Source organism: Streptomyces sp. NPDC058701 (genome assembly GCF_042715295.1).
Classification (GTDB): Bacteria; Actinomycetota; Actinomycetes; order Streptomycetales; family Streptomycetaceae; genus Streptomyces.
Map to the genome: position 1 here is coordinate 80,286 of NZ_JBHXSY010000008.1, position 17,987 is coordinate 98,272.

Genomic DNA, 17,987 nt, shown 5'->3' on the forward strand with positions numbered 1-17,987 from the left:
TGTCCGATATGCGGACACGGGTACTCGTTAGTAGGTCCGGCGCGTGTGGTTCACCTCACAGATTTGGGTGCATCTCGAACGATTAAGGACTAAATCGATCTTCGAACACGTGGTTGTATTTGACGGAAGTTCACATTCCGTTTGAGGGGAGTCCACCCATGGACCGACGCAATGAGGCGTCGAAGGATGAGATCAGCACTCATCCCATTGGGAAGCTCCTTGCCCTGCCCGCCAAGGGGCAACGTGATCGGAAGCTCGCCATTGGCACGTGGGGGCTCCTGGTCGGCGGCACCTTCACGTGCCTCACCATGAGCACCATCGCTCGCGATGAGCAGCCGCCCCCTAAGAAGGCCGACGAGCCCCATGGGGCCAAGATCGACGACGCCTTCAGGTCTGCCCCGGCACCTGGCTACTTCCCCACGTACCTGGATGGCGGAGGCGGCATTGCCGGTGTCCCGCTGACGAAGGACCAGCGCGAGGCGCTCATTCGTGAAGCGCGGCGGCGTGGGCTGTCGACTGAGGACGCATACGCCTTGGCCTATGGCGACAAGGCTCAGGTCCACGTGCACCCGGACGGCACGGTGCACGTGCACACGGCAGGGGTTGTCGTCCCGAACGGGCCGGTCTACGCCAGGATGCTGCCATCGGTCGCCGGCAACGGTGAAGCGCCGATCGTGGCTGCGGAGGAAGCGCCGAAGGACTCCGCGGATAGCAAGGGGCAGACAGAGGGAGCGCCAACAGCTCCCCCAGCCAAGGGAAAGCCGTACTACCCCGCGACAGGCAAGAACCTCCATGCGGAGGAGAAGATGAAGAAGGCCAAGAAGGAAAAGAAGCTGGGGGAGAAGCTGAAGAAGGCGGTGCCCCAGCCCCTGGAAGGACTCGTCAGCGGTGCTGACCGCTTCTCCGACTGGCTGGGCGCCGCCTCCCCTGGCGAGGCTATGGTGACCGGCCCTGTCCAGAGCGGCAACCTGCTGAAGATCCAGGTGGAGGCCCCCGTATCGGCGGAGCTGTCGCTCAGGACCACCTTCTCGGCACCGATGGCGGCGGCTGCCAACGTCCAGCCGCTCGTAGAGACCGTGGTCACGGACATGGAGACCGGCGAAGTCGTCGCCGAACACGGTCCCCAGGCATGCCCGAACATTGATGCCGCGTCAGGGGTCGCGATTGGGCAAGCGGTTGAGGTGGTCCTCGAAGCACACGAGGAGAGCCGGGCCCCGGACTTGTCCGTCTTGGGAGTGTTGCCCGAACCGACGCCGCCCGAGGCGGCCGAGAGCCCCGACCCCGCCGCTCGTAGAGAGACCGAGGAACCGGGGCCCACGCCGGCAGGCTAGGTCGTGTACTCCAGCTCGGTTAGGGCGGCCTCTCGCACAGCCGGCTTCAGCGAGTCCATGTCGAGCCCGTCGAGGTGCTTCATGAGTGCCCCACGGGCCTCCTGAAGGCGGCTGGCGAGCGTCGCGTCCGTCAGGTCGCCAGGGCGGATGATGCGTCGGAACTCGGGGTCCTCGATGGCGCTCTCGACCAGCTTCTCGGCGAGCCACAGCATGGTGCGCTCACGGATCGCGAACGTCAGGTGAACGCTGTGCTCGTCGGTGTCGGTCACGTGGGGGTTGTGGACCCAGCCTCGCGGCAGAAGGAGCGACTGACCGGCCTGGAGGTCGATCTGAAGATCCGGGCCCGCAGCCTCCCAGTCCGGGATGTAGTTGTCGCGCCACACCCGGAAGGACTCGTTGTAGGTGCGCATCGGAGCCTCGACCGGCGGGCGCCAGAGTTGCCACCTCTTGACGCCCGTCACCTGCACGATGACAGCCATCTGCTGGTCCCAGTGATGGCGAAGTCCTTGCTGGCCAGGAGGAGTCAGGAAGGCGTGGATGTAGTTCGAATAGCCAGTCTCCTGCTGGATGGCCTGCGAGGCCGAGGCCATGAAGGGGATGACGCGCTGAAGGTTGCCGAGGCGGACCGTGTACCCGTTCGCGTAGAACTTGCGAAGCCGGGTGGCGTCGGTGCGTCCGTTGGTCGAGAAGGTGTCCCGGTTCAGCGAGGGAGCGGGGGCCTTGACGAGCGCGATCTCGTTCGCCGGCACGCAGCCGGTGTTCACGTACTCGTCGAGGAAATCCGCGGTGACCGTCTCGTCGAGTGCCGTACGGCCTCGCTCGTAGACGCGGGGCTCGTCGGGCCACGAGGCCAGCAGTTCGGCTACGCCGTCCTGCGGCAGTAACAGGCTGAGTGACATGGGCGGCCTCTCCTTCAGGTCAGGCGGGCGGGAGCGGGCAGGGCACGTCGGGGTGGAAGCGGTTCGGGCAACACACGACGGAGAGCGCGAAGAGGTTCTTGGACGGCGTGTAGTGCACCCACGTCACGTCGACCCCGCGAGGCAGCACGTCGGAGGCGTACTCCAGCTTGTCTTCCAGGGAGCAGTAAGCCCGCCGACCGCCCTCGCGTTCGAATGGCGGGTTCTCCTGATAGAGCTTTGTGAGCCAGGCCAGCGCGACGCCCACGTCAGTCCAGGTGCGTTCGGGTGAGACCTGGCTCCGCTTGAGGAGCCAATGGCCGGTCATCAGGGGAGGGACGTTGCCCGTCTGGAACTCTGCGGCGGCCTCGCGATAGCGCTCAAAAACCCGTTGCTGCTTCTTGTCCTCCGAGTCTGTCGGTACGGGCGGGCCGTTCTCGTGCGGAGGGCGACGGTTCCCCTCCTGCGCGTGTGCGGCGGGAGAACCCACCCACGGTCCGAACCCGTGCCAGTGCCCTGACCAGCTCATTTGCGCCCTTCCGAGAGGTGCGGGCCGCCCCGCCTGAGCAGAGCGGCCCGCCTGGTGCGTGGTGGGGGACGGCCAGGCTAGAGCTTGAGGCCCCGCTTGGCGGCGTAGCCGAGGACGAACGTGTCGAGCTCCGCCTCGGTGAAGCGCAGCTCGTTGCCGGCACCCTCGGGCTTGCTGTCGCGGAGGGCGAAGGCCGTCTCGGCGCCGGGGATCGCGGCGAGTTCGACACACGCCTCGTGGTCGCCCTGGAGGTTGCCGCCGCAGAACTTCGTGAAGTCGGCGCTGTCGGTCGGGAGGCTGTAGAGGTCGCTCTTCATTGGGATTCCTCCTGGTGCATCCGCTGTACGGAGAGTCGTTCTCCGTGCCGTCGTGCACTTGCTCCCCACCCCGGCCCGACCTGTCCTTCTTCGGGGGAACGGCTGGCCGGGGTGGGGGTTCTGCATCCGCCCCCGAGGGTGTGCACATGCGGGGGAGCCGGTGCGGTGGGCACTCGGGGGCGGAAGATCATCGGTTGACGGCCCAGAAGGCCCAGCTCCAGATGAGCGAGACGGCGATCATCAGGGCCTGAAGGGCCCACTGACGCCAACCGGGTGGGGGGCGACGGGCTTCGGCTCGGCGAGGATCGCCACTACCAGAGCTGCGCCCACTGCCAGCACGGTTAGGACGTAAGCCACCTGCTGGGCCTTGGGGCTCACGCGACATCGGCCCCGAGGCCCTGGGCGTAGATCCACAACAGGCGTCGGGTCACGGCGGCAACCTCGCGCAGGTAGCTGAAGGCGCCGAATGCCGGCGTTGCGGCCGTGGGGCGCTGCGTGAGTTCCAGCAGGTTGTAGGCCTTGCTGAACTGCTCCTGAATGACGGGGTCAGTGTCGGCACCGAGTTCCTCGGCCAACAGCATGTTGAGGTGACCGATGATGCGGGTCGTGGCGGCGTCGATCTCCACGCGAGTGGAGGTCCCCTGCCGCATCAACAGGGCCGTGTCAGTGCTGTCGGAGACCACCTCGATGTCGATCGGCCTGCCGTCGATATCCGGAGTCTCGGGTTCTTCGGTCACGGTGGACACCACCACGCATCTCCCCTCGGTACCGCACGAGGTGCGGATTCCTTGGCTGCTCGGGTTCGTGACTGAACCTAGAGCCCGGGTGTGCCAACTCCCAAAGAGATTGCGCCAGTTTGCAGCAGGCTGATTGACGGACTCGAACAGGGCCTCGACCATCGGAGCGTCGCGCAAATCCGCGCAAGGCAGCAGACGGGAGACCAGCCATGCAGCTACGGTTCCTTGGCAAGAACTCCAAATCGGGGGACTGCCCGACGCTCTACGCCACCGACCGGGACACCTACCTTGTTCAGGGTTGGAGGATCTACGCGAACGACCTGCTGATGCAGCTCACCATCCCCGAGGGCGAGACGGCTGTGGAAGTGCCCACTGAACTGTTCGAGCACCTGGAGAAGGACGGCCTGCCGTGCGGAGAGTTCCGCCGTCTGGACGACCCCCTCATGATCCTCACGCCGGGTGGTACGTACGTTGTCCAGGGCCGGGAAGTCACCGACCCCGAGGCCCTGGCCCAGATGTCGATTCCGGACTACGAGACCGTGGTCGAGGTCCCCAAGGCCGCGATCACAGCCCTACTGGAGGAACCACGTGGAGCTGATCTCCAGCGCCGAGCGCAACCAGCTCTTTGAGAGCTTTACGCGCGACGCCTTCCATCTGGAGCTGAGGGACGACTACTCAGTTCCCAACGAGGAGGGGCCGTTTGCGGACTGGCTCAACGGGACCGGCGGCGACGACTCGTTCATGGAGCCGTGGTTGCAGCTCATGAAGCGCGTAACCGGCTCAGGAAAGACTGTGCGTCGGGTGCGGGTTGTCTCCGAGCCGCACAGCCCCTACATCCAGTGGGAGTACGCCACCACAGCTGTCAACGAGGAAGCCGGCGAGTCGATCCGCTGGATGCCGCGGCACAAGCTCCCCGAGGGCCTGCGCTTCCCCGTGGACGGCAACGACTGGTGGCTCTACGACGACAGGCTCTTGGCTGTAGGGCACTTCGACGACGCGGGGCAAGTCCTGGGCTCCGAGATCATCGAGGACCCCGCCATCGTCGCCGAGTGCATCCGCGTCCGGGACTTGCTCTGGTCCATCGCGACTCCAACCATCGAGTACAAGCCCTGACAGTTCCGTGAGCGACCAAGCACGAGAGACACGCGAGGCGTTGGGTGCCCGGTTGCGTGGATTCCGCAAGGACGCGGGGTTCAGTAGCGGCCGGGCCTTCGCCGCCGCCACCGGCTGGCAGGAATCCAAGGTCTCTCGCATCGAGAACGGTAAGCAGACCGCGAGCGAGGAAGACATCCGCGTCTGGTGCCAGACGACCGGGCACGAGGCGGACTTCCTTGACTTGGTCGCCACGGTCCGCCACATCGACGAGATGTGGATGGATTGGCGCAGGCAGCTTCAAGATGGGGCTGAGAACCGCCAGAAGAAGTCCCTGCCGCTCTACCAGAAGACCAGGGTCTTCCGGATCTGGGAACCCACCACGATCTGGGGCACCATCCAGACTGCCGATTACGCCGAGAACATCTTCAATCAGGTATTGCACTTCTATGAGACGCCAGCCGATACGGAAGCTGCCGTGGCCAAGCGTCTCGAACGGCAGAAGTATCTCTATGAGGGGGGCCGGATCTTCAACGTGCTCCTCGGTGAGCAGGCCCTCTACTCGAACCACGGCGGTTCGGAGGTAATGAGGGCGCAACTTGACCGACTCCTCGCCGTATTGGCGCTTCCCCGTCTCAGCTTGGGCATCGTCCCACGGTCCGCACCCCTTGCTCTATGGATCGGGCACGGCTTTGCGATGTTCGACGACAAGCTCGTCATGGTAGAGACGTATTCTGCGGAGATGTCTGTAACGCAGCCGAGAGAAATCGAGCTTTACCGCAAGGCGTTCGAGCTTCATCGGCAGGCCGCCGTCTATGGCCAGAATGCCAGAGCTCTAATCCTTCGCGCTATCGACCATTTCAATCACTGAGAGAGGGAAATCATGGCTGAAAGGCTGAACTGGCGCACGAGTTCGTACACGAAGAGCGATTCGTGCGTAGAGGTCGCCGACAACGACCCTGCCAAAGTGGTGGTCAGGGACACGAAGTGGCGCGACCGGGCGATCGTCGGTGTCGATCCGGCGGCATGGGCAGTGTTCGTTAGCTTCGTCAGGCTGCCGGGCTGAGGACAACGAGCAGGGGACCGGCCGCTCGGTCCCAGCCGCGTCCGGCCTCGACCGCTTCCTTGCCAGCACTTGCTATCCCGTCACGGACCGGAGCGAGGAACGTCTCGCGGAAGTGGGTCTGCGCGCCCTGGTTCATGCCGCTCGCCGAGACTGTGGCGCCGACCTCCCGGTCCAGTACCGATGCAGCCTCGGTGAAGTCGTCGCCGGTCCACTCGTCTACGTGCTCGGCGACCAGCGCCCATGTCATTTTGAACGTCATGCAGGGCATCCTACCTGCGAAAACGCCAAATGGGCTCCCTCTCGGGAGCCCAACTGGCCATGTGCTTACGGCAGTTCCTTCTCTTCGATGAGCCGCCCCCCGACAGCAACTCCGTCACGGACGAGGAGCGTCAGGGGGCGGGCGACATCCTCTTCCCTCAGCGCACCTTCGAAGTGGGGCTCACCGAACTCGCTCCGAAGGTTGCCCTCGTCCGGGTAGCCCCAGGGGTACACCGGATTGTTGGTGGCGCGGATGCGGAGTTCGCCATCGGCGGTGAGGATGACATCGCCCGGCTTCCAGGCTCCGCCGAGGCTGGTGATCTTGTGCACGCGATCCATGTGGACATCATGCACGTCCCCACTGACACTCCTCAGCGCACGGGACAGGCGCCGGTCGAGCACTCCTCGTCGGTCGAGTCCTCGACTCGGTAAAGCTCGTAGGCGTCGAACTCTTCACGGGTGATTCGCTCGTACGGTGCCTGCGGTCGCGTGCCGTCAACCATGATCGTGGTGCCCTTCAGGTGGGGCAGCCACTCCTCGATCACGTCCGCCGTCTCATTGAGGTCCAGGCCCTCGGGCACGTTCGCCGTGAAGCTCACCGCGTTGTCTGCGTACTCCGCCTGATACATGGCCTGGAAGGCCAGCAGCTCGTTGAGGGTCAGCTCGTCGGCGGACTCGACCAGGGAAGTCGGGTAGCCGCGCGCCTCCACCTCCGCGACGAGCTTGTCCAGCGTGGGGAAGGTGACGACCATCGTGTTCCCGGAGGCGTCGTACACACAGGGCTCGACCTCGTACCCCTCGGCCTTGAACTCCGCGACCTTAGCGGCCTGGGCCGGGTCGGCGACCGAAAAGCGGACGCGCCGCAGGAAGGTGCGAGCGTAGACGGGGTGGATGCCCTCCGTCACTCCGGGGAGCTTCGCCACGGTGCCAGTCGGCGCCACAGTGGTGACCTTGACCGGCTCGGGTATCCGCAGCTCGAAGGCGTAGTCGCGGGCGGCCTGGCGGACGGCGCGCTTCATCCGCCCGAGAAGGAGACGGAAGCGGGTGTGTGCCGGCGCGCTCGAGTAAGGGATGCCCTGCTTGGCAAGGAAGCCCTGCACGCCCAGGTGGCCGACTCCGATCCGGCGCTGTGCGGCCAGGCGCTCGGCCTGTTCCGCGTCGTTCACGTCGCCGTACGTTGCGCGGACCAGGAAGCGGGCGATCAGCTCGTGCGCCCGCTTCAGGCCGTTCTCGTCGTACGCCTCGTGTCCGTCGATCACGAAGGCGTCGAGGTTGACGTGCCCGAGGTTGCAGTTCTCCCACGGCATGAGCGCGATCTCGCCGCACGGGTTCGTGGCCACAACCTCGCCGGGCTCGCCGACGTTCGAGGCGGTCGAGTTCCAATAGCCGGGCTCACCGTTCTTGAGCATCCCCTCGACGACCTTGCGGTGCACCATGCAGGCCCACTCGTTCCCGCCGGGTCCGAAGTCGTCGTGCTTCTCGCCGGACAGGTAGTCGATGAAGTCCTGGTCGATCTCGACGCTGACGTTCGTCGTCCAGTGCTTCGTAGGGTCGTCCTTGCACGACAGGAACTCCTCGATGTAGGGGTCATTCCAGCGGCAGATGGCCATCCGGGCGGACCGGCGGTTGCCGCCGGAGACCACGCACTCGGCGATGGCGTGGTCGATCTCCATCGCCTCGACGGGGGTCAGGTGCTCAGGGCAGTCCACGCAAGGGAACGAGGATTCGCAGCAGTCGCAGCCCTGGTAGTCCTCGACCACTCCCGTGTCGCCGCAGGACTGGCAGCGCGCGGCCTGGCTGAGAACGCGGGCGATCTCCTGCATCATGCGGCCGAACGGCGCCGGGCCTGATGCGACACCGCCGAAGGTCTTCAGCCGGGCACCCTTCCCGCGCACGCGCGATACGTCGTACACGCGGTCGGCGTGCTTCACCTCGTCGTCGGTCATGAAGGTGTCGATCAGGTCGACGAGCGCGGCGGCCCAGCCCTCGCGGGAGTCCTCGACCTCGAAGGCGCCGGTCCAGTCCGAGTCGTAGTGGGCAGAGAGAACGCCGGCGGACTTCATGTCCTCGTAGTCGGGGTGGGCGGGGTCGCAGACGATGTGCACGGTCAGGGCCCGGCGGGGGGAGGCGTACGGCTTGAGGAAGCGGGTCGAGTAGTTGGCGCCGACGCCGCCCCCTTCCATGAGCCTCAGGAAGCTGAACTCGAAGTGCCGGCTGAGCTTGTCGCCCCAGCCCGAGACGTGGCAGTTGAAGAGGTACTGACGCCCCTTGACTCCGCTGGCCCACAGGTGGCGGCCTGCGGGCAGGATCGCGAATCGGTCCATGGCCGTGACCAGCTCGTCGTACTCGGCCCGTACGTCATCGCTCCAGTCCTCGGCGGGGCCGTAGACGAGGGAGAGGTTCCCCTCGGCGACGCGGCGCACGGTCTCGGGCCAGGTCTCCCGAGAGCCGTCCGGCTTTGTGCGGCTGTAGGTCCGCTCGTAGACGGTCTGGCCGGTGGGGCCGAAGGGCACGACGGGGGTGGTGCTGATGGTGATGGGGGTCTCCTTCGAGAGGGGGGTCACTTGATTTCGATGTCGAGGCTGTCGAGCCGGGGCAGCACCAGCCGGGCGAGGGCGGACAGCATCTCGGCCTGCGAGATCGACTGCTCCGTGAGCCTGGCGACCTGGTCCTTCATCTCGGCTTCGGTGCCGGCGAACGTCAGGTAGCCAAGGTTCGTGGTGATGTCACCAGCGAGGAGGGCGGACAGGCCGGTGACCGTGATCTCCAGTGCAGTCCGGTTCTGCGTTTCGTCGGTCTGGCGGGTCTCGTCCTCGTTGTACGGGCGGGAGACGACCGAGCCGTCCTCTTGGCGCTCGTAGTAGGTGCGGGTCTGGTCGTCCCAGAACTCGTAGTCGTTCGGCCCCATGTCGGGCGGAGGCTCGACGGCTACCGCTCCCTCGGGCGGGTTCACGCTCACGCTGCACACTCCAAGTCGTCGTAGCTGTCCACGTATTCAGTGCCGTTGAGGTGGGCCGCGAGCTTGCCCACGGCCCTTTCGAGGCGGTACCGGACGGCGCGGTCGGTGACCGTCTCGCGGGCCGCTATCCGCCTGTCGTCCCAGTCGAGGGCGAACCGCATGAACACGGCCCGCCGCTCGACGCGGGACAGGGGAGCTGTCCTCCAGCCCGTTCGGATGTCGGCGAGGTGGGCGAACAAGGTCCCCGCGGACTTCTTATCGACGGTCCCCTTCGGCATGTCCGCGTCCGGGGCCGTGGGGGTGCGGATGCCGTACGCGGCTTCCACGTCCCACACGGCCGGAAGCAGGTGCTCGACGAGGCGCCGGTCGTATCCGCTCACACGCGCCCCCGCTCGGCCGCCTCGCAGGCCGCCTCGTAGGAGGTGTGCCGGATGCGCCGCTTCGCTTCCGTCTTCACTCGGTCGACCAGGTCAAGGACCAGGCGGTGATAGAGCACGCCGAGGCCGAGCGAGGGATCGGCCAGGCACTCATTCACCATGCCGGGCTTCGTCGCCAGGATGATGAGCGCCTCTTGCCGGGCGTCCTCGTACTCCATCGTCAGCGTGTCCTCGTAGCCGTCCGCGATACGGCGGGCGGCACGACCCGCGAGGGCCACCACGGCGGGCAGGTCAAGGACCCGCCAGTCGGCCGAGGCGGTCACCGGATCACTTCCTTGACCGGCACGGCCCCGTCCTTCGTGACCATGACCATCAGGCCCGGCGCCCCGCGCGTGCCCTTCATGTGTCGCCACCACGTCGACTCGGACTCCATCGCCGGCACCTGGATGAACGTCCTCGGACCGTCCGTGTCGACGAACTCGTGATGCAGGTGACCGCTCAAGAGCAGATCGGCCGTGTGCATGGCCGAGGTCTTGTCGAAGGCCTGGCCGCGCCACCACTCGAAGTGTTTGCCGGGCCGCCACTGGTGTCCGTGGGCGTGGGCGACGACCGTTCCCGAGCACTCGACGACGACGGTCAGTTCGTCCGTGTCGGGGACGTACACCTCGACGTGGGCAAACTCCTCGCCCGCCAGCGCCAAGGCTTCGCTGACCGAGATCAGGGCGTCTGTGTCGTGGCTGTCGTCGTACCGGGTCACGCCCTTCCCGCCCGGCCGCACTGCCTCACCGTGGTTGCCGGGTACGGCAACGACCGTCAGGCGGCTGGCCATCGGGGCGAACCGGATGATCGCGTGTGCCATCAGTCGGCGGGTAAGGCGGATCTGTTCCGTGAGCGTGAGCTGAGTCCGCCACACGTTCGCGCCGCCCTGCGAGACGAAACCTTCGACGTGATCGCCGAGCCACGCGAGGTGGACGTGCTCGATGTCGAAGCGCTCCTGATACTCGGCGAGGCGATCGACAGCCTGGTCGATGCAGTGCATCGCCCGCGTCAGCGTTCCCGCGTAGCCGTCGCCATCGATCTTGCCGAACTGCATGTCACCCAAGGCGACGATGAAGGCGAACTCGCCTTCCTCGCCGTTCTGAACGAAACCGGGCGCCTGGTCGAACAGGGCGAGAAGCTCGTCGATGTTCGGTCGCTCGACTACCGCCGGCACCTTGCGGCGGCCGAAGGAGAAGCGGGCGGAAACCCCCGGCTCACCGTTGGCCATGGTCCACTCGCTCGACCGGAAGCCGGTGACCTCCCACTCGGCGGGGTCGAGCTGGTGGGCGCGGAGCACGTCGGCCGCCGTCGACTCCGGGTCGATGCCCTCGGGGCCCCGGACGGTCACCTCGGCCGCGTCGCCCGACACCTCTATCTGACGGGTGAAGTCCTTGTCGGGGTCGGTCTGGCGTCCGCTGATGGCCGGTGCGGTCGGTGTCGCGAGAAGGTCGTTCAACAGCTCAGTCTTGTTCAAACTTTACACTCCATCGCGAAGAGATCGGCGGTACGTGCGGATGGTGGATGCGCTCACGGTGTGCCCGTGCCGCCGCAGGACCAGGGCGAGGCGCTCGGCCGAGGAGCCGTCCAGCAGCCGGACAAGGACGGTCTCTCGCACGTCGGGCTCCAGCTCCTCGTACAGGCGGGTGAGGGTCGGGCCAGGGTCTCCGGGCAGGGCCTCGCTCATTCGGTGCCCCCTTCCAGCTCGTCAGCTCGTGCGCGCAGGATCTTGACGGCCTCGTCCACCCCGAGCCCCGTGTAGAAGTCGACTCCCCACGGGTCCTTCGGCTCCCACGCGTCCAGCTCTGCGGCGGCCTGGCGGTAGTGCTCGGCACTCATCGCGGCGGCCATCACTTGCCCTCCCGGTCGATCTGCGCGACAGCGGCCACGGCGAGCGAGCCCAGGCGGACAAGGCCACCGCGGATCTCTTCAGGCGTGCGCCCACCGAAGGCCGCGAAGGCAACCTCGATCGCCAGGCCATCGACGCCCAGCACACCGACCTCTCCCCGGTCGGCGTTGATGATGGCCCACTCCTCGCCGCGCCTGCGGTAGGCGTCGATTCCCCGGTCCGGATGCACGCCGCCGACGAGATGGGCGGGCATCGGGCCCACGGTCTTCGCGGCTGCCTGCACCTCGGCCAGGACGGCAGCCAGCGGGTCGGCCGTTCGTGCCGGCGCCTTGCGAGGAGCGGTCTTCTTCGCGGTGGTCTGGGTCACTGTTCGTCCTCCTTGATCAGGCCGAGCAGGGCTTCGGCCCCCTCCTGCACGTAGGTCTCGGTCACGTCTCCGGCCCGCAGCCGCATCCCCTTCGCGGAACGCAGGGCTCGGCAGATGCGGGCGGTGAACTCGGCGCCGGCATCGTCGGGATCACCCCAGATCCGGACCCTGTTGAAGCCCGCGAGCATCCGCCTGTGGCGTCCCTGCCAGATGGAGGCGCCGGGGATGGCGACCGCGTGGAGGCCAAGCTTCTCCAGGATGATCCGGTCGAGTTCGCCCTCGGTCACCTCGATCACGCTGTCGGCCTTGTGGACGGAGCCGACGCCGTACATGCGCGGCGGGTCGTCCTTGATGGTGTTGTACTTGCCGTGGCCGAAGGTGCGGTGGTCGTGGTCTTGCAGGCAGCGGAACCGGATGGTCAGCGGGGCGTCGTTACGGTCGAGGTAGGGGATGGAGAGCATTCCCCTGTACTTCTCGTGGCCGGGGAACGGGTGGTCACCCACGACGCCAAGCCGGTACGTAGCCGCCTCCTCGCGGCCGATTCCCCGGCCGAGGAGATACCTTGCGGCGTCCGCCGTAAGCGCTGCCTGATAGGTCGCGGTCGCTTCCTCCAGCATCTCGCGTTGCGAGGGAGAGAGAGGCCGCAAGGGCTCGCGCTCCGACAAAGTCTGTGCCTTCCTTTTCGATGATCAAAGTGAATGAGTCGCCGCCCCTGCTGCACGAGTGGCACTTCCAGAGCTGCCGGTCGGTGTTCCAGGAGAAGGACGGGGTCTGGTCGTCGTGGAACGGGCACGGCGCCATGCCCGTGGCGCGCTGGTCGTTGAAGTCGACGCCGTAGTGGTAGAGAACCGATTCGAGCGTCGGCTTCTCGTGCTCCTGGTCGTCGCTGTCGATCCGGCTGAACCTCACGGCACCCGCCTGCCGACGAACCAGCCCTTGCCGTCGTCGTATCCGAGTTCGTCAAGGCCCTGGCCGGTGGCCGCGCTCAGGTCGAACCGGCCCAACTCGACGATGAGCCGGTCGCGTTCGGCCTCTTCCTCGAACGTCACCGTGATCACGCGGTGTCCAGTCCGAAGTAGTTCTCGACCGTGGTCAGAACGAAGGCGTGGCGCCAGTTCTTGCCCCGGCGCTTGACGATGACGAGCGACTCCACGCGGGCCGGGTCGATGTCTCGGTGCTTGGCGAAGTTGAGGCGCTCGCGCTCGGCCTCGTCGAGGAAGGGGCCCGGCTCGAAGCGGGCGTTCTTCGTCTCGATGACCGTGAACAGACCGCCGTCCTCGCGGACGACGAGATCGCCTTCGTCCTCGGCGCCGGTCAGCCGCAGCCGCTCGGCGTCCTCGCCCGCAGACCGCAGGCCAGCGAGGAGTTCCGTCTCCCAGGCGGCACCCTTGCGCCGGTTGGCGCGGTTCCGCTCAGCGATCGTGGTCAATCTTTACACTCCCTGCTTCTGAAGGATGGCGGTCGGGGACCAGGGCTGTGCCGGCGCCGCGACCGGGGCGAGGCGTTCGAGCTTCGAGAACCGCGTCACCTCGGGGTGGCAGCGCATCGACGCGTAGCGCCTGGCCGTGGGGTCACAGGGCCCCATCCTTTGCTTGATCACTGCGACCCGGTACTCGTGCGAGTTTGGGTCCAGCGCCACGGAGAGGCTCAGCTCCGGTTTCTCCGACAACCCGCCCTTGACTTGATCACGGGAAGGCGGCGCCCATGGATCGGACTTGGCCTCCCACGACTTGTCGGAGGCGTGGTGCAGGACGATGACGGTCGCGCCGGTCGCACGGGCCAGTTCGGTCAGGCCGCTCATCACGGCCATCTGCTCGGTGTAGTCCGACTCGGCGTTCTGGAAGTCCATCAAATTGTCGAAGACGAAGACGGCGGGGTAGTTGTCCCACAGCTCGACCCAGGCTTCGAGTTCCTCGTCGATCGCCTGCCACGTGATCGGCGAGCCGAACGAGAAGGTGAACGGCAGGCCCGACAGGGCGTTGAGGTACTCGACGCGGTGACGGCCGCCGGCACCCATGCCCGCTTCCACCATCTCGGTTGTGTCGCCGGTCATCATGGACGCCAGGCGGCTGCTCGCGGTGAAGGCCGACATGTCGGCGGAGAAGTACAGGGTCGGCAGGCCCATCTGTGCCGTCCAGTACAGGGCGAAGCCGCTCTTCTGCGTGCCGCTCCTGCCCGCGATCATGACCACCTCGCCATGACGCGGGCGGCATCCCATGCCGTACAGGGCCTCGAACGCCTCGACGCGCGGCAGTTCCTTGCCGGACTCGGCGTGCAGGGACAGCGACCTAGCGGGGGTCAGCACTGGGTATCTCCTCTCGGTAGACGACGCGGCGGATACCAACCGCCTCGATCAAGGTCAGGCAGGCCGGGCACGGCTTGCGGGTGACGTACAAGGTGGAGCCGGGAAGCTCCTTCGGGTCCGCGCGCTCGATCGCGTTCCTCTCCGCGTGGCTCGCGGCACAGTTCGCATAGTCCGAGTCACGCGCACAGTCCTCGACGGACAGGCGGCCGCGAGGGCAGTTGCCTGCCGTCGCGCAGCCGGGCACGCCCGCCGGCAAGCCGTTGTAGCCCGGCGACATGTCGCGCTTGTTGGCGTAGAGGACGACAGCTCCGACCTGGGCTCTCGTGCAGTCCGCACGTGTGGCCACGGCCTGAGCGATGCCCATCGCCCAGCAGTCCCAGGAGGGACGGTTCACGGGTCCTCCAGACCCGCGAGAGCGGGGGCCAGCCGGATGACCGGCCCCCAGCTCGTCGCGTGGATCAGTCGAAGGACGGAGCCTCGGCGACGGCGGCCTCGACGGCTGCCTCGCGCTGATCGGCGTAGTTGATGACCGCCTGGCGGGTGTTCGCGTCGGCGACGGGACGCCAGACCCATGCCGGGTACGCGCCCGGCCGCTTGGGCGGAATCTGGGCGAGGGTGACGATGGTCGCGCTGCCCACGAGCGCAGCGAGGTCGCGGGCGAGGAGGGTCTGCTCGATGCGCATCCCCTTGTTGATCTCGGGGCTCATGGCGTCGAGGGCGGCGCGGTCCTTGAAGACAGTCACGTCGCACAGGGCCGAGTCCTTCGGCCCGTTCGGGGTGGGGCGCTGGGCCTCGTAGGAGTTGACCTCGATCAGCAGGGCGGGGGCGTCCTTCACGTCATTCGGCTTGAGCCAGCCGCCGCCAGCGGTCGCGATCTCGACGAGGTTCAGGGGCACTCGGTTTCTCCTTCGGTTCGGTAATAGGGGGTGGGCTCGGAGAGCCGGGGGGTGACGACCGCGCCCAGCGCGGACAGGGCCAGGACAAGGCAGAGGACGATGACGGGCATCGGGCTCAGCCGGTCTTCAGGGCCCGGCCGCGGGCCTTGTAGGCGGTCATCACGGCGGGGTCGGCGAAGTGGGGCTGGTTCGCCGCCCACAGCTTTTGCAGGTCGGCCACGCTGGTCTGCTTCTCGATCTCGCCGAGAATCCAGGCGGAGCCGCTGTCGGTACTGGGCTGGGACGGGGCGGCCGAGGCAGCCGCCCAGGGGTCGTCTGCGGGTGCCGTGTCTGCGGTGTCGTCCGGGATGATCCGCGCGTCGAGGATCGAGGCGATGTTCCCCTTGCCGTGGGCGAGGCTCGTCGCGTTGACAACGAGGTCGCTGAGCGAGAGGCTTGTTACATCTTTACACTCGAACCCGAAGTAGTCGCAGAGCAGCTCGCGGACCTGCCTCACGGAGCCACGGAAGACCGCCCATGTGTCTTCGTAGCTTTTGCCATATTTGATGGTGATACCGATCGATCCATCCGGAAAGGACGTTACGAGTTCTGCCTGGTCTGCCTTCACTTCACTCCCTCGCTCTTGGGTCAAACTTAACACCCGTGCCGGCGATTAGGCAGTCTTGGATTCTGTGAGGCCGGTCACCCACGGGCGCATCGCGCCCTTCGTGCTGCGCATGGCGCGGATCTCGCGGGCGAGCTTGGCCGCAGCCCAGCCGATTTCGAGGTCCACCCAGTGAAGGGTGCACTCGGCCGAACCCGCAGGCAGGTTGATGATGATGCCCCACTTCTGCGACACGTCAGGCAGGGCGTTGTACGCCTGCGCGGCCTCGTCCGCCGGCACTTCCCGCTTCTTCCATGCAGCGAACGCCTTCTTGTCCGCAGGGTCCACGGGGAAGCGCGTGTAGTCGTACAGCTCCCCGCGTGAGTAGACGGCAAGCTGCGTCGCCATCTTTAGGCCGCCGTACTGAATGCTGCCTGTCTTCAGGTCGCCGATGAAGCGGCCCTCAACGGGCTCGCCGTCCGGGCCCGGCCCCGCGTATTCGAGAACCCGGTCGAACGTTCCGCCTGTGCCCAGCTCGGGCACGACGACGAACTCCTCCACCGCCTTCACGTCGAACTCGACGGTGGTCCCCATGTAGGCGGCCATGTCGAGCTGGTCTCGTGGGGTGGTGCCGGCGGGCAGGGGCTCACCGCGGTCTGCGTACTCCGACAGCGTGTGCAGGTGGGTGCCCTTCTCCCGCTTGGCGTTGGCCCCGGAGAAGTCCATGGCCTGCTCGGCGAGGATGTTCAGCCTGCGCTTGTCGTCGGGGTCCTCGGGGTCCAGCTGCCTGACCACGTCCAGCAGGGAGGGGCGCTTCGCGGCCCCCACCAGGGTCATCCGTGACTTCCAGCCGGACAGGGCGGTCTTGTCCTCGATGCAGTCGATGTACGTCGTCGTGCGGGTGAGCGGGACGGGCTTGCCGCCCTGCTTAGGGACGACGAGCGGCCGGTCCCAGCCGTCGCGGGGGACGGTCGGCGTCGGCGCCAGGTCGACGATTCTCAAGCTGCGATCTCCAGGTCTTGGGCGGGGGAGGCGTCCTCGTCGAACGGGTCTCCCGGTTCGGTGGGCACCAGCCAGATACGGACCCTGCCGTCGTCGAGCAGCTCGGGCTCGTGCTCGTCCTCGCTCATGGGCTCCAGGTCCGCGCCGCGCAGTGCGGCGTAAACCTCGACCATCTGTGAGGCAGGGGTGTTCGGGTGGACGATCAGCGCGCAGTCCCAGGCTGCCGGGTCTCCCACCAGCTCAACGCCGGACGGAAGGTTCGATTTGATACCGCTGAGCACGCTATCGGTCCTTGCGTGAGTGCCGTCTTCGTTGACGGCCAGGGCGTACAGGTCGGGGAGTCCTCCCTCATGCGGAACGTCTTCCTTGTCCCGCACGAACATGCACTTCGTGTCGCCGTACTTCGTCGGCCTCTCGTCCAAGACAGGCTCGCTAAAGATCAGCGGCACGGCTCGCCCCCCAGGTGTAAACATTGAACTTGCTGGCTTGTTTCTACGTGGCCGTTGCACGCTGTGTCAACCGCCGCTCGCGCGACAGGTGGGCAGGCGGAATGACAGGCACCGCTTGTGCGCAAAAAGTGAACGGCAGGTGAACACACACTACTCATGCGCAGGTCAGGGGCGCATACGTCTTGAGAACGAGAAAACCCCCGCCGATATGCGACGGGGGTAGGGCAACCCTTCTGTGCGGGGAGGGCGCCCGGCGTTCGAATGCGCGTTCGAGTGTTCGGGTGTAGGGTCAGTCCCGAGCTTGGTTGCCGGTCTTACGAGGGGGCTTACGGATGAGGTCAGTGTCTTCGGGCCTGCGCGGCACCAGGAAGAAGCCCTCCTCGGTGTCGGCGTCGTAGTGGACAACGAGGTCAAGCCCGTCCGCCCTGAGGCCCTTCTTCCAGGACTCCAGGCGCTTCTTGTCCCGCTCGCTTACGGGGCGCCTCGGCTCATCACCCCGCTCTAGGGCCGCCTCCTCCTCGCGCAGCCGGGCCTCGATTCGGAGCATGATGGGCGGATATTGGTGCCTATGCTCCTCCTTCATCCTCCAAGGCAGCAGGTCGTCAGCCCTTAGATTCCTCCGGTCGAGACCCCTTCGGCGCCGGAAGGAAGACCACATGGGGGCGGTCGTCACGATCCCGTACTTCTCCTCGTAGATCCTCTGCATCTCGGGGTAGGTCAAGCCATCCTTGAACCACTGGATGACTTCCTGCTCGTCGACGATCTTCGACGCGGGCATGTGTCTCCCTCGGGTGTCGGTCTGAGCTGTCCGCGCTCATCCCCCAGGATGACCCCGAACCTGTCTTGTTCGAGTAAAGATTGACCAACGACTAGTGATCATGTCAAGCTGAACCCGACAGCGAAGCTGATCCGCCGCGTGCCAGGTTTACGAAACTCCC

30 protein-coding genes are annotated in these 17,987 nt (G+C 66.5%); 5 read left to right on the top strand and 25 right to left on the bottom strand.

All coding sequences use genetic code 11. The features are described from left to right. Window positions 1-158: 158 nt before the first annotated feature. Window positions 159-1,331 carry a hypothetical protein gene (locus ACFWW8_RS11095; RefSeq protein WP_386526614.1) on the top strand — a complete coding sequence of 391 codons (1,173 nt, stop codon included), beginning with the start codon at window positions 159-161 and terminating at the stop codon, window positions 1,329-1,331. On the opposite strand, the gene ACFWW8_RS11100 is transcribed toward ACFWW8_RS11095, so the two are convergent. From ACFWW8_RS11100 to ACFWW8_RS11115, 4 genes are all read right to left on the bottom strand, one after another. Next, on the bottom strand, window positions 1,328-2,230 hold the full coding sequence (locus ACFWW8_RS11100; RefSeq protein WP_386526617.1) for a JmjC domain-containing protein: 903 nt from the start codon (window positions 2,228-2,230) through the stop codon (window positions 1,328-1,330). The genes ACFWW8_RS11095 and ACFWW8_RS11100 overlap by 4 nt on opposite strands. 19 nt (window positions 2,231-2,249) lie before the next feature. Then, window positions 2,250-2,555, bottom strand: coding sequence for a hypothetical protein (locus ACFWW8_RS11105; protein ID WP_386526620.1), 306 nt, complete (start codon window positions 2,553-2,555; stop codon window positions 2,250-2,252). A gap of 278 nt (window positions 2,556-2,833) precedes the next feature. After that, window positions 2,834-3,073, bottom strand: coding sequence for a DUF397 domain-containing protein (locus ACFWW8_RS11110; protein WP_386526623.1), 240 nt, complete (start codon window positions 3,071-3,073; stop codon window positions 2,834-2,836). A 374-nt stretch (window positions 3,074-3,447) separates the two neighbouring features. After that, the gene (locus tag ACFWW8_RS11115) at window positions 3,448-3,825 is read right to left on the bottom strand and encodes a hypothetical protein (protein WP_386526626.1); all 378 of its coding nucleotides are present in this window, start codon (window positions 3,823-3,825) and stop codon (window positions 3,448-3,450) included. Between the two features lie 194 nt (window positions 3,826-4,019). On the opposite strand from ACFWW8_RS11115, the gene ACFWW8_RS11120 reads away from it, so the two are divergent. Genes ACFWW8_RS11120 through ACFWW8_RS11135 form a run of 4 tightly spaced genes read left to right on the top strand, consistent with a single transcriptional unit; the run spans window position 4,020 to window position 5,968 of the window. Then, window positions 4,020-4,439: a hypothetical protein gene (locus tag ACFWW8_RS11120; protein WP_386526629.1), complete on the top strand. Its 420-nt coding sequence runs from the start codon at window positions 4,020-4,022 to the stop codon at window positions 4,437-4,439. Next, window positions 4,399-4,923, top strand: a complete 525-nt coding sequence (locus ACFWW8_RS11125; RefSeq protein ID WP_386526631.1) for a DUF6879 family protein — start codon at window positions 4,399-4,401, stop codon at window positions 4,921-4,923. Before ACFWW8_RS11120 ends, ACFWW8_RS11125 begins: the two co-directional genes overlap by 41 nt. Window positions 4,924-4,930: 7 nt before the next feature. After that, window positions 4,931-5,773 carry a helix-turn-helix domain-containing protein gene (locus ACFWW8_RS11130; RefSeq protein WP_386526633.1) on the top strand — a complete coding sequence of 281 codons (843 nt, stop codon included), beginning with the start codon at window positions 4,931-4,933 and terminating at the stop codon, window positions 5,771-5,773. A gap of 12 nt (window positions 5,774-5,785) precedes the next feature. Next, window positions 5,786-5,968 (top strand): DUF397 domain-containing protein, encoded by a 183-nt coding sequence (locus ACFWW8_RS11135; RefSeq protein ID WP_386526635.1) that lies wholly within the window; start codon window positions 5,786-5,788, stop codon window positions 5,966-5,968. Here ACFWW8_RS11135 and ACFWW8_RS11140 read toward each other — a convergent pair. The 21 genes from ACFWW8_RS11140 to ACFWW8_RS11240 all read right to left on the bottom strand — a co-directional run bounded on the left by ACFWW8_RS11140 (window position 5,952) and on the right by ACFWW8_RS11240 (window position 17,827). Next, window positions 5,952-6,227: a hypothetical protein gene (locus tag ACFWW8_RS11140; protein WP_386526637.1), complete on the bottom strand. Its 276-nt coding sequence runs from the start codon at window positions 6,225-6,227 to the stop codon at window positions 5,952-5,954. The genes ACFWW8_RS11135 and ACFWW8_RS11140 overlap by 17 nt on opposite strands. 65 nt (window positions 6,228-6,292) lie before the next feature. Then, entirely contained in the window at window positions 6,293-6,565 is a 273-nt protein-coding gene (locus ACFWW8_RS11145) for a hypothetical protein (protein ID WP_386526639.1), read from the bottom strand. A gap of 32 nt (window positions 6,566-6,597) precedes the next feature. Beyond that, complete coding sequence (gene nrdJ, locus ACFWW8_RS11150) at window positions 6,598-8,790, bottom strand: ribonucleoside-triphosphate reductase, adenosylcobalamin-dependent (RefSeq protein ID WP_386526641.1); 2,193 nt, start codon at window positions 8,788-8,790, stop codon at window positions 6,598-6,600. Further along, window positions 8,787-9,185, bottom strand: a complete 399-nt coding sequence (locus tag ACFWW8_RS11155) for a hypothetical protein (RefSeq protein ID WP_386526644.1) — start codon at window positions 9,183-9,185, stop codon at window positions 8,787-8,789. Before ACFWW8_RS11155 ends, nrdJ begins: the two co-directional genes overlap by 4 nt. Continuing rightward, window positions 9,182-9,565 (bottom strand): hypothetical protein, encoded by a 384-nt coding sequence (locus tag ACFWW8_RS11160; RefSeq protein WP_386526646.1) that lies wholly within the window; start codon window positions 9,563-9,565, stop codon window positions 9,182-9,184. The genes ACFWW8_RS11155 and ACFWW8_RS11160 overlap by 4 nt, the downstream gene beginning before the upstream one ends. Beyond that, window positions 9,562-9,885 (bottom strand): hypothetical protein, encoded by a 324-nt coding sequence (locus ACFWW8_RS11165; RefSeq protein WP_386526648.1) that lies wholly within the window; start codon window positions 9,883-9,885, stop codon window positions 9,562-9,564. Before ACFWW8_RS11165 ends, ACFWW8_RS11160 begins: the two co-directional genes overlap by 4 nt. Then, complete coding sequence (locus tag ACFWW8_RS11170; RefSeq protein WP_386526649.1) at window positions 9,882-11,075, bottom strand: hypothetical protein; 1,194 nt, start codon at window positions 11,073-11,075, stop codon at window positions 9,882-9,884. The genes ACFWW8_RS11165 and ACFWW8_RS11170 overlap by 4 nt, the downstream gene beginning before the upstream one ends. Window positions 11,076-11,078: 3 nt before the next feature. Further along, complete coding sequence (locus ACFWW8_RS11175; RefSeq protein WP_215147586.1) at window positions 11,079-11,285, bottom strand: hypothetical protein; 207 nt, start codon at window positions 11,283-11,285, stop codon at window positions 11,079-11,081. Further along, window positions 11,282-11,449: a hypothetical protein gene (locus ACFWW8_RS11180; RefSeq protein WP_267843758.1), complete on the bottom strand. Its 168-nt coding sequence runs from the start codon at window positions 11,447-11,449 to the stop codon at window positions 11,282-11,284. Before ACFWW8_RS11180 ends, ACFWW8_RS11175 begins: the two co-directional genes overlap by 4 nt. Beyond that, entirely contained in the window at window positions 11,449-11,814 is a 366-nt protein-coding gene (locus ACFWW8_RS11185; RefSeq protein ID WP_386526652.1) for a hypothetical protein, read from the bottom strand. The genes ACFWW8_RS11180 and ACFWW8_RS11185 overlap by 1 nt, the downstream gene beginning before the upstream one ends. Beyond that, window positions 11,811-12,317: a toprim domain-containing protein gene (locus ACFWW8_RS11190; protein ID WP_269288422.1), complete on the bottom strand. Its 507-nt coding sequence runs from the start codon at window positions 12,315-12,317 to the stop codon at window positions 11,811-11,813. The genes ACFWW8_RS11185 and ACFWW8_RS11190 overlap by 4 nt, the downstream gene beginning before the upstream one ends. Continuing rightward, window positions 12,310-12,723, bottom strand: a complete 414-nt coding sequence (locus ACFWW8_RS11195) for a CHC2 zinc finger domain-containing protein (protein WP_324290295.1) — start codon at window positions 12,721-12,723, stop codon at window positions 12,310-12,312. The genes ACFWW8_RS11190 and ACFWW8_RS11195 overlap by 8 nt, the downstream gene beginning before the upstream one ends. After that, window positions 12,720-12,872 (bottom strand): hypothetical protein, encoded by a 153-nt coding sequence (locus tag ACFWW8_RS11200; protein ID WP_386526655.1) that lies wholly within the window; start codon window positions 12,870-12,872, stop codon window positions 12,720-12,722. The genes ACFWW8_RS11195 and ACFWW8_RS11200 overlap by 4 nt, the downstream gene beginning before the upstream one ends. Then, complete coding sequence (locus tag ACFWW8_RS11205; protein WP_386526657.1) at window positions 12,869-13,243, bottom strand: hypothetical protein; 375 nt, start codon at window positions 13,241-13,243, stop codon at window positions 12,869-12,871. Before ACFWW8_RS11205 ends, ACFWW8_RS11200 begins: the two co-directional genes overlap by 4 nt. 3 nt (window positions 13,244-13,246) lie before the next feature. Further along, window positions 13,247-14,119, bottom strand: coding sequence for an AAA family ATPase (locus ACFWW8_RS11210; RefSeq protein WP_386526660.1), 873 nt, complete (start codon window positions 14,117-14,119; stop codon window positions 13,247-13,249). Continuing rightward, entirely contained in the window at window positions 14,103-14,513 is a 411-nt protein-coding gene (locus ACFWW8_RS11215) for a deaminase (RefSeq protein ID WP_269288048.1), read from the bottom strand. The genes ACFWW8_RS11210 and ACFWW8_RS11215 overlap by 17 nt, the downstream gene beginning before the upstream one ends. A gap of 64 nt (window positions 14,514-14,577) precedes the next feature. Beyond that, entirely contained in the window at window positions 14,578-15,015 is a 438-nt protein-coding gene (locus ACFWW8_RS11220; RefSeq protein ID WP_267843458.1) for a hypothetical protein, read from the bottom strand. Between the two features lie 115 nt (window positions 15,016-15,130). Then, the gene (locus ACFWW8_RS11225; RefSeq protein ID WP_386526662.1) at window positions 15,131-15,511 is read right to left on the bottom strand and encodes a hypothetical protein; all 381 of its coding nucleotides are present in this window, start codon (window positions 15,509-15,511) and stop codon (window positions 15,131-15,133) included. A 156-nt stretch (window positions 15,512-15,667) separates the two neighbouring features. After that, entirely contained in the window at window positions 15,668-16,600 is a 933-nt protein-coding gene (locus tag ACFWW8_RS11230) for a hypothetical protein (protein WP_386526665.1), read from the bottom strand. Then, complete coding sequence (locus ACFWW8_RS11235; protein ID WP_386526667.1) at window positions 16,597-17,049, bottom strand: hypothetical protein; 453 nt, start codon at window positions 17,047-17,049, stop codon at window positions 16,597-16,599. Before ACFWW8_RS11235 ends, ACFWW8_RS11230 begins: the two co-directional genes overlap by 4 nt. Before the next feature lie 289 nt (window positions 17,050-17,338). Then, a complete protein-coding gene (locus ACFWW8_RS11240) occupies window positions 17,339-17,827 on the bottom strand; it encodes a hypothetical protein (protein ID WP_386526670.1) in 489 nt (162 codons plus the stop codon). Window positions 17,828-17,987: the final 160 nt, after the last annotated feature.

Excerpts from the sequence above, each read along its gene's own strand:
- ACFWW8_RS11095 (WP_386526614.1), top strand. The coding sequence starts at position 159 with ATGGACCGACGCAATGAGGCGTCGAAGGATGAGATCAGCACTCATCCC.
- ACFWW8_RS11100 (WP_386526617.1), bottom strand. The coding sequence starts at position 2,230 with ATGTCACTCAGCCTGTTACTGCCGCAGGACGGCGTAGCCGAACTGCTG.
- ACFWW8_RS11105 (WP_386526620.1), bottom strand. The coding sequence starts at position 2,555 with ATGACCGGCCATTGGCTCCTCAAGCGGAGCCAGGTCTCACCCGAACGC.
- ACFWW8_RS11110 (WP_386526623.1), bottom strand. The coding sequence starts at position 3,073 with ATGAAGAGCGACCTCTACAGCCTCCCGACCGACAGCGCCGACTTCACG.
- ACFWW8_RS11120 (WP_386526629.1), top strand. The coding sequence starts at position 4,020 with ATGCAGCTACGGTTCCTTGGCAAGAACTCCAAATCGGGGGACTGCCCG.
- ACFWW8_RS11135 (WP_386526635.1), top strand. The coding sequence starts at position 5,786 with ATGGCTGAAAGGCTGAACTGGCGCACGAGTTCGTACACGAAGAGCGAT.
- ACFWW8_RS11140 (WP_386526637.1), bottom strand. The coding sequence starts at position 6,227 with ATGACGTTCAAAATGACATGGGCGCTGGTCGCCGAGCACGTAGACGAG.
- ACFWW8_RS11145 (WP_386526639.1), bottom strand. The coding sequence starts at position 6,565 with ATGGATCGCGTGCACAAGATCACCAGCCTCGGCGGAGCCTGGAAGCCG.
- ACFWW8_RS11175 (WP_215147586.1), bottom strand. The coding sequence starts at position 11,285 with ATGAGCGAGGCCCTGCCCGGAGACCCTGGCCCGACCCTCACCCGCCTG.
- ACFWW8_RS11180 (WP_267843758.1), bottom strand. The coding sequence starts at position 11,449 with ATGGCCGCCGCGATGAGTGCCGAGCACTACCGCCAGGCCGCCGCAGAG.
- ACFWW8_RS11240 (WP_386526670.1), bottom strand. The coding sequence starts at position 17,827 with ATGCCCGCGTCGAAGATCGTCGACGAGCAGGAAGTCATCCAGTGGTTC.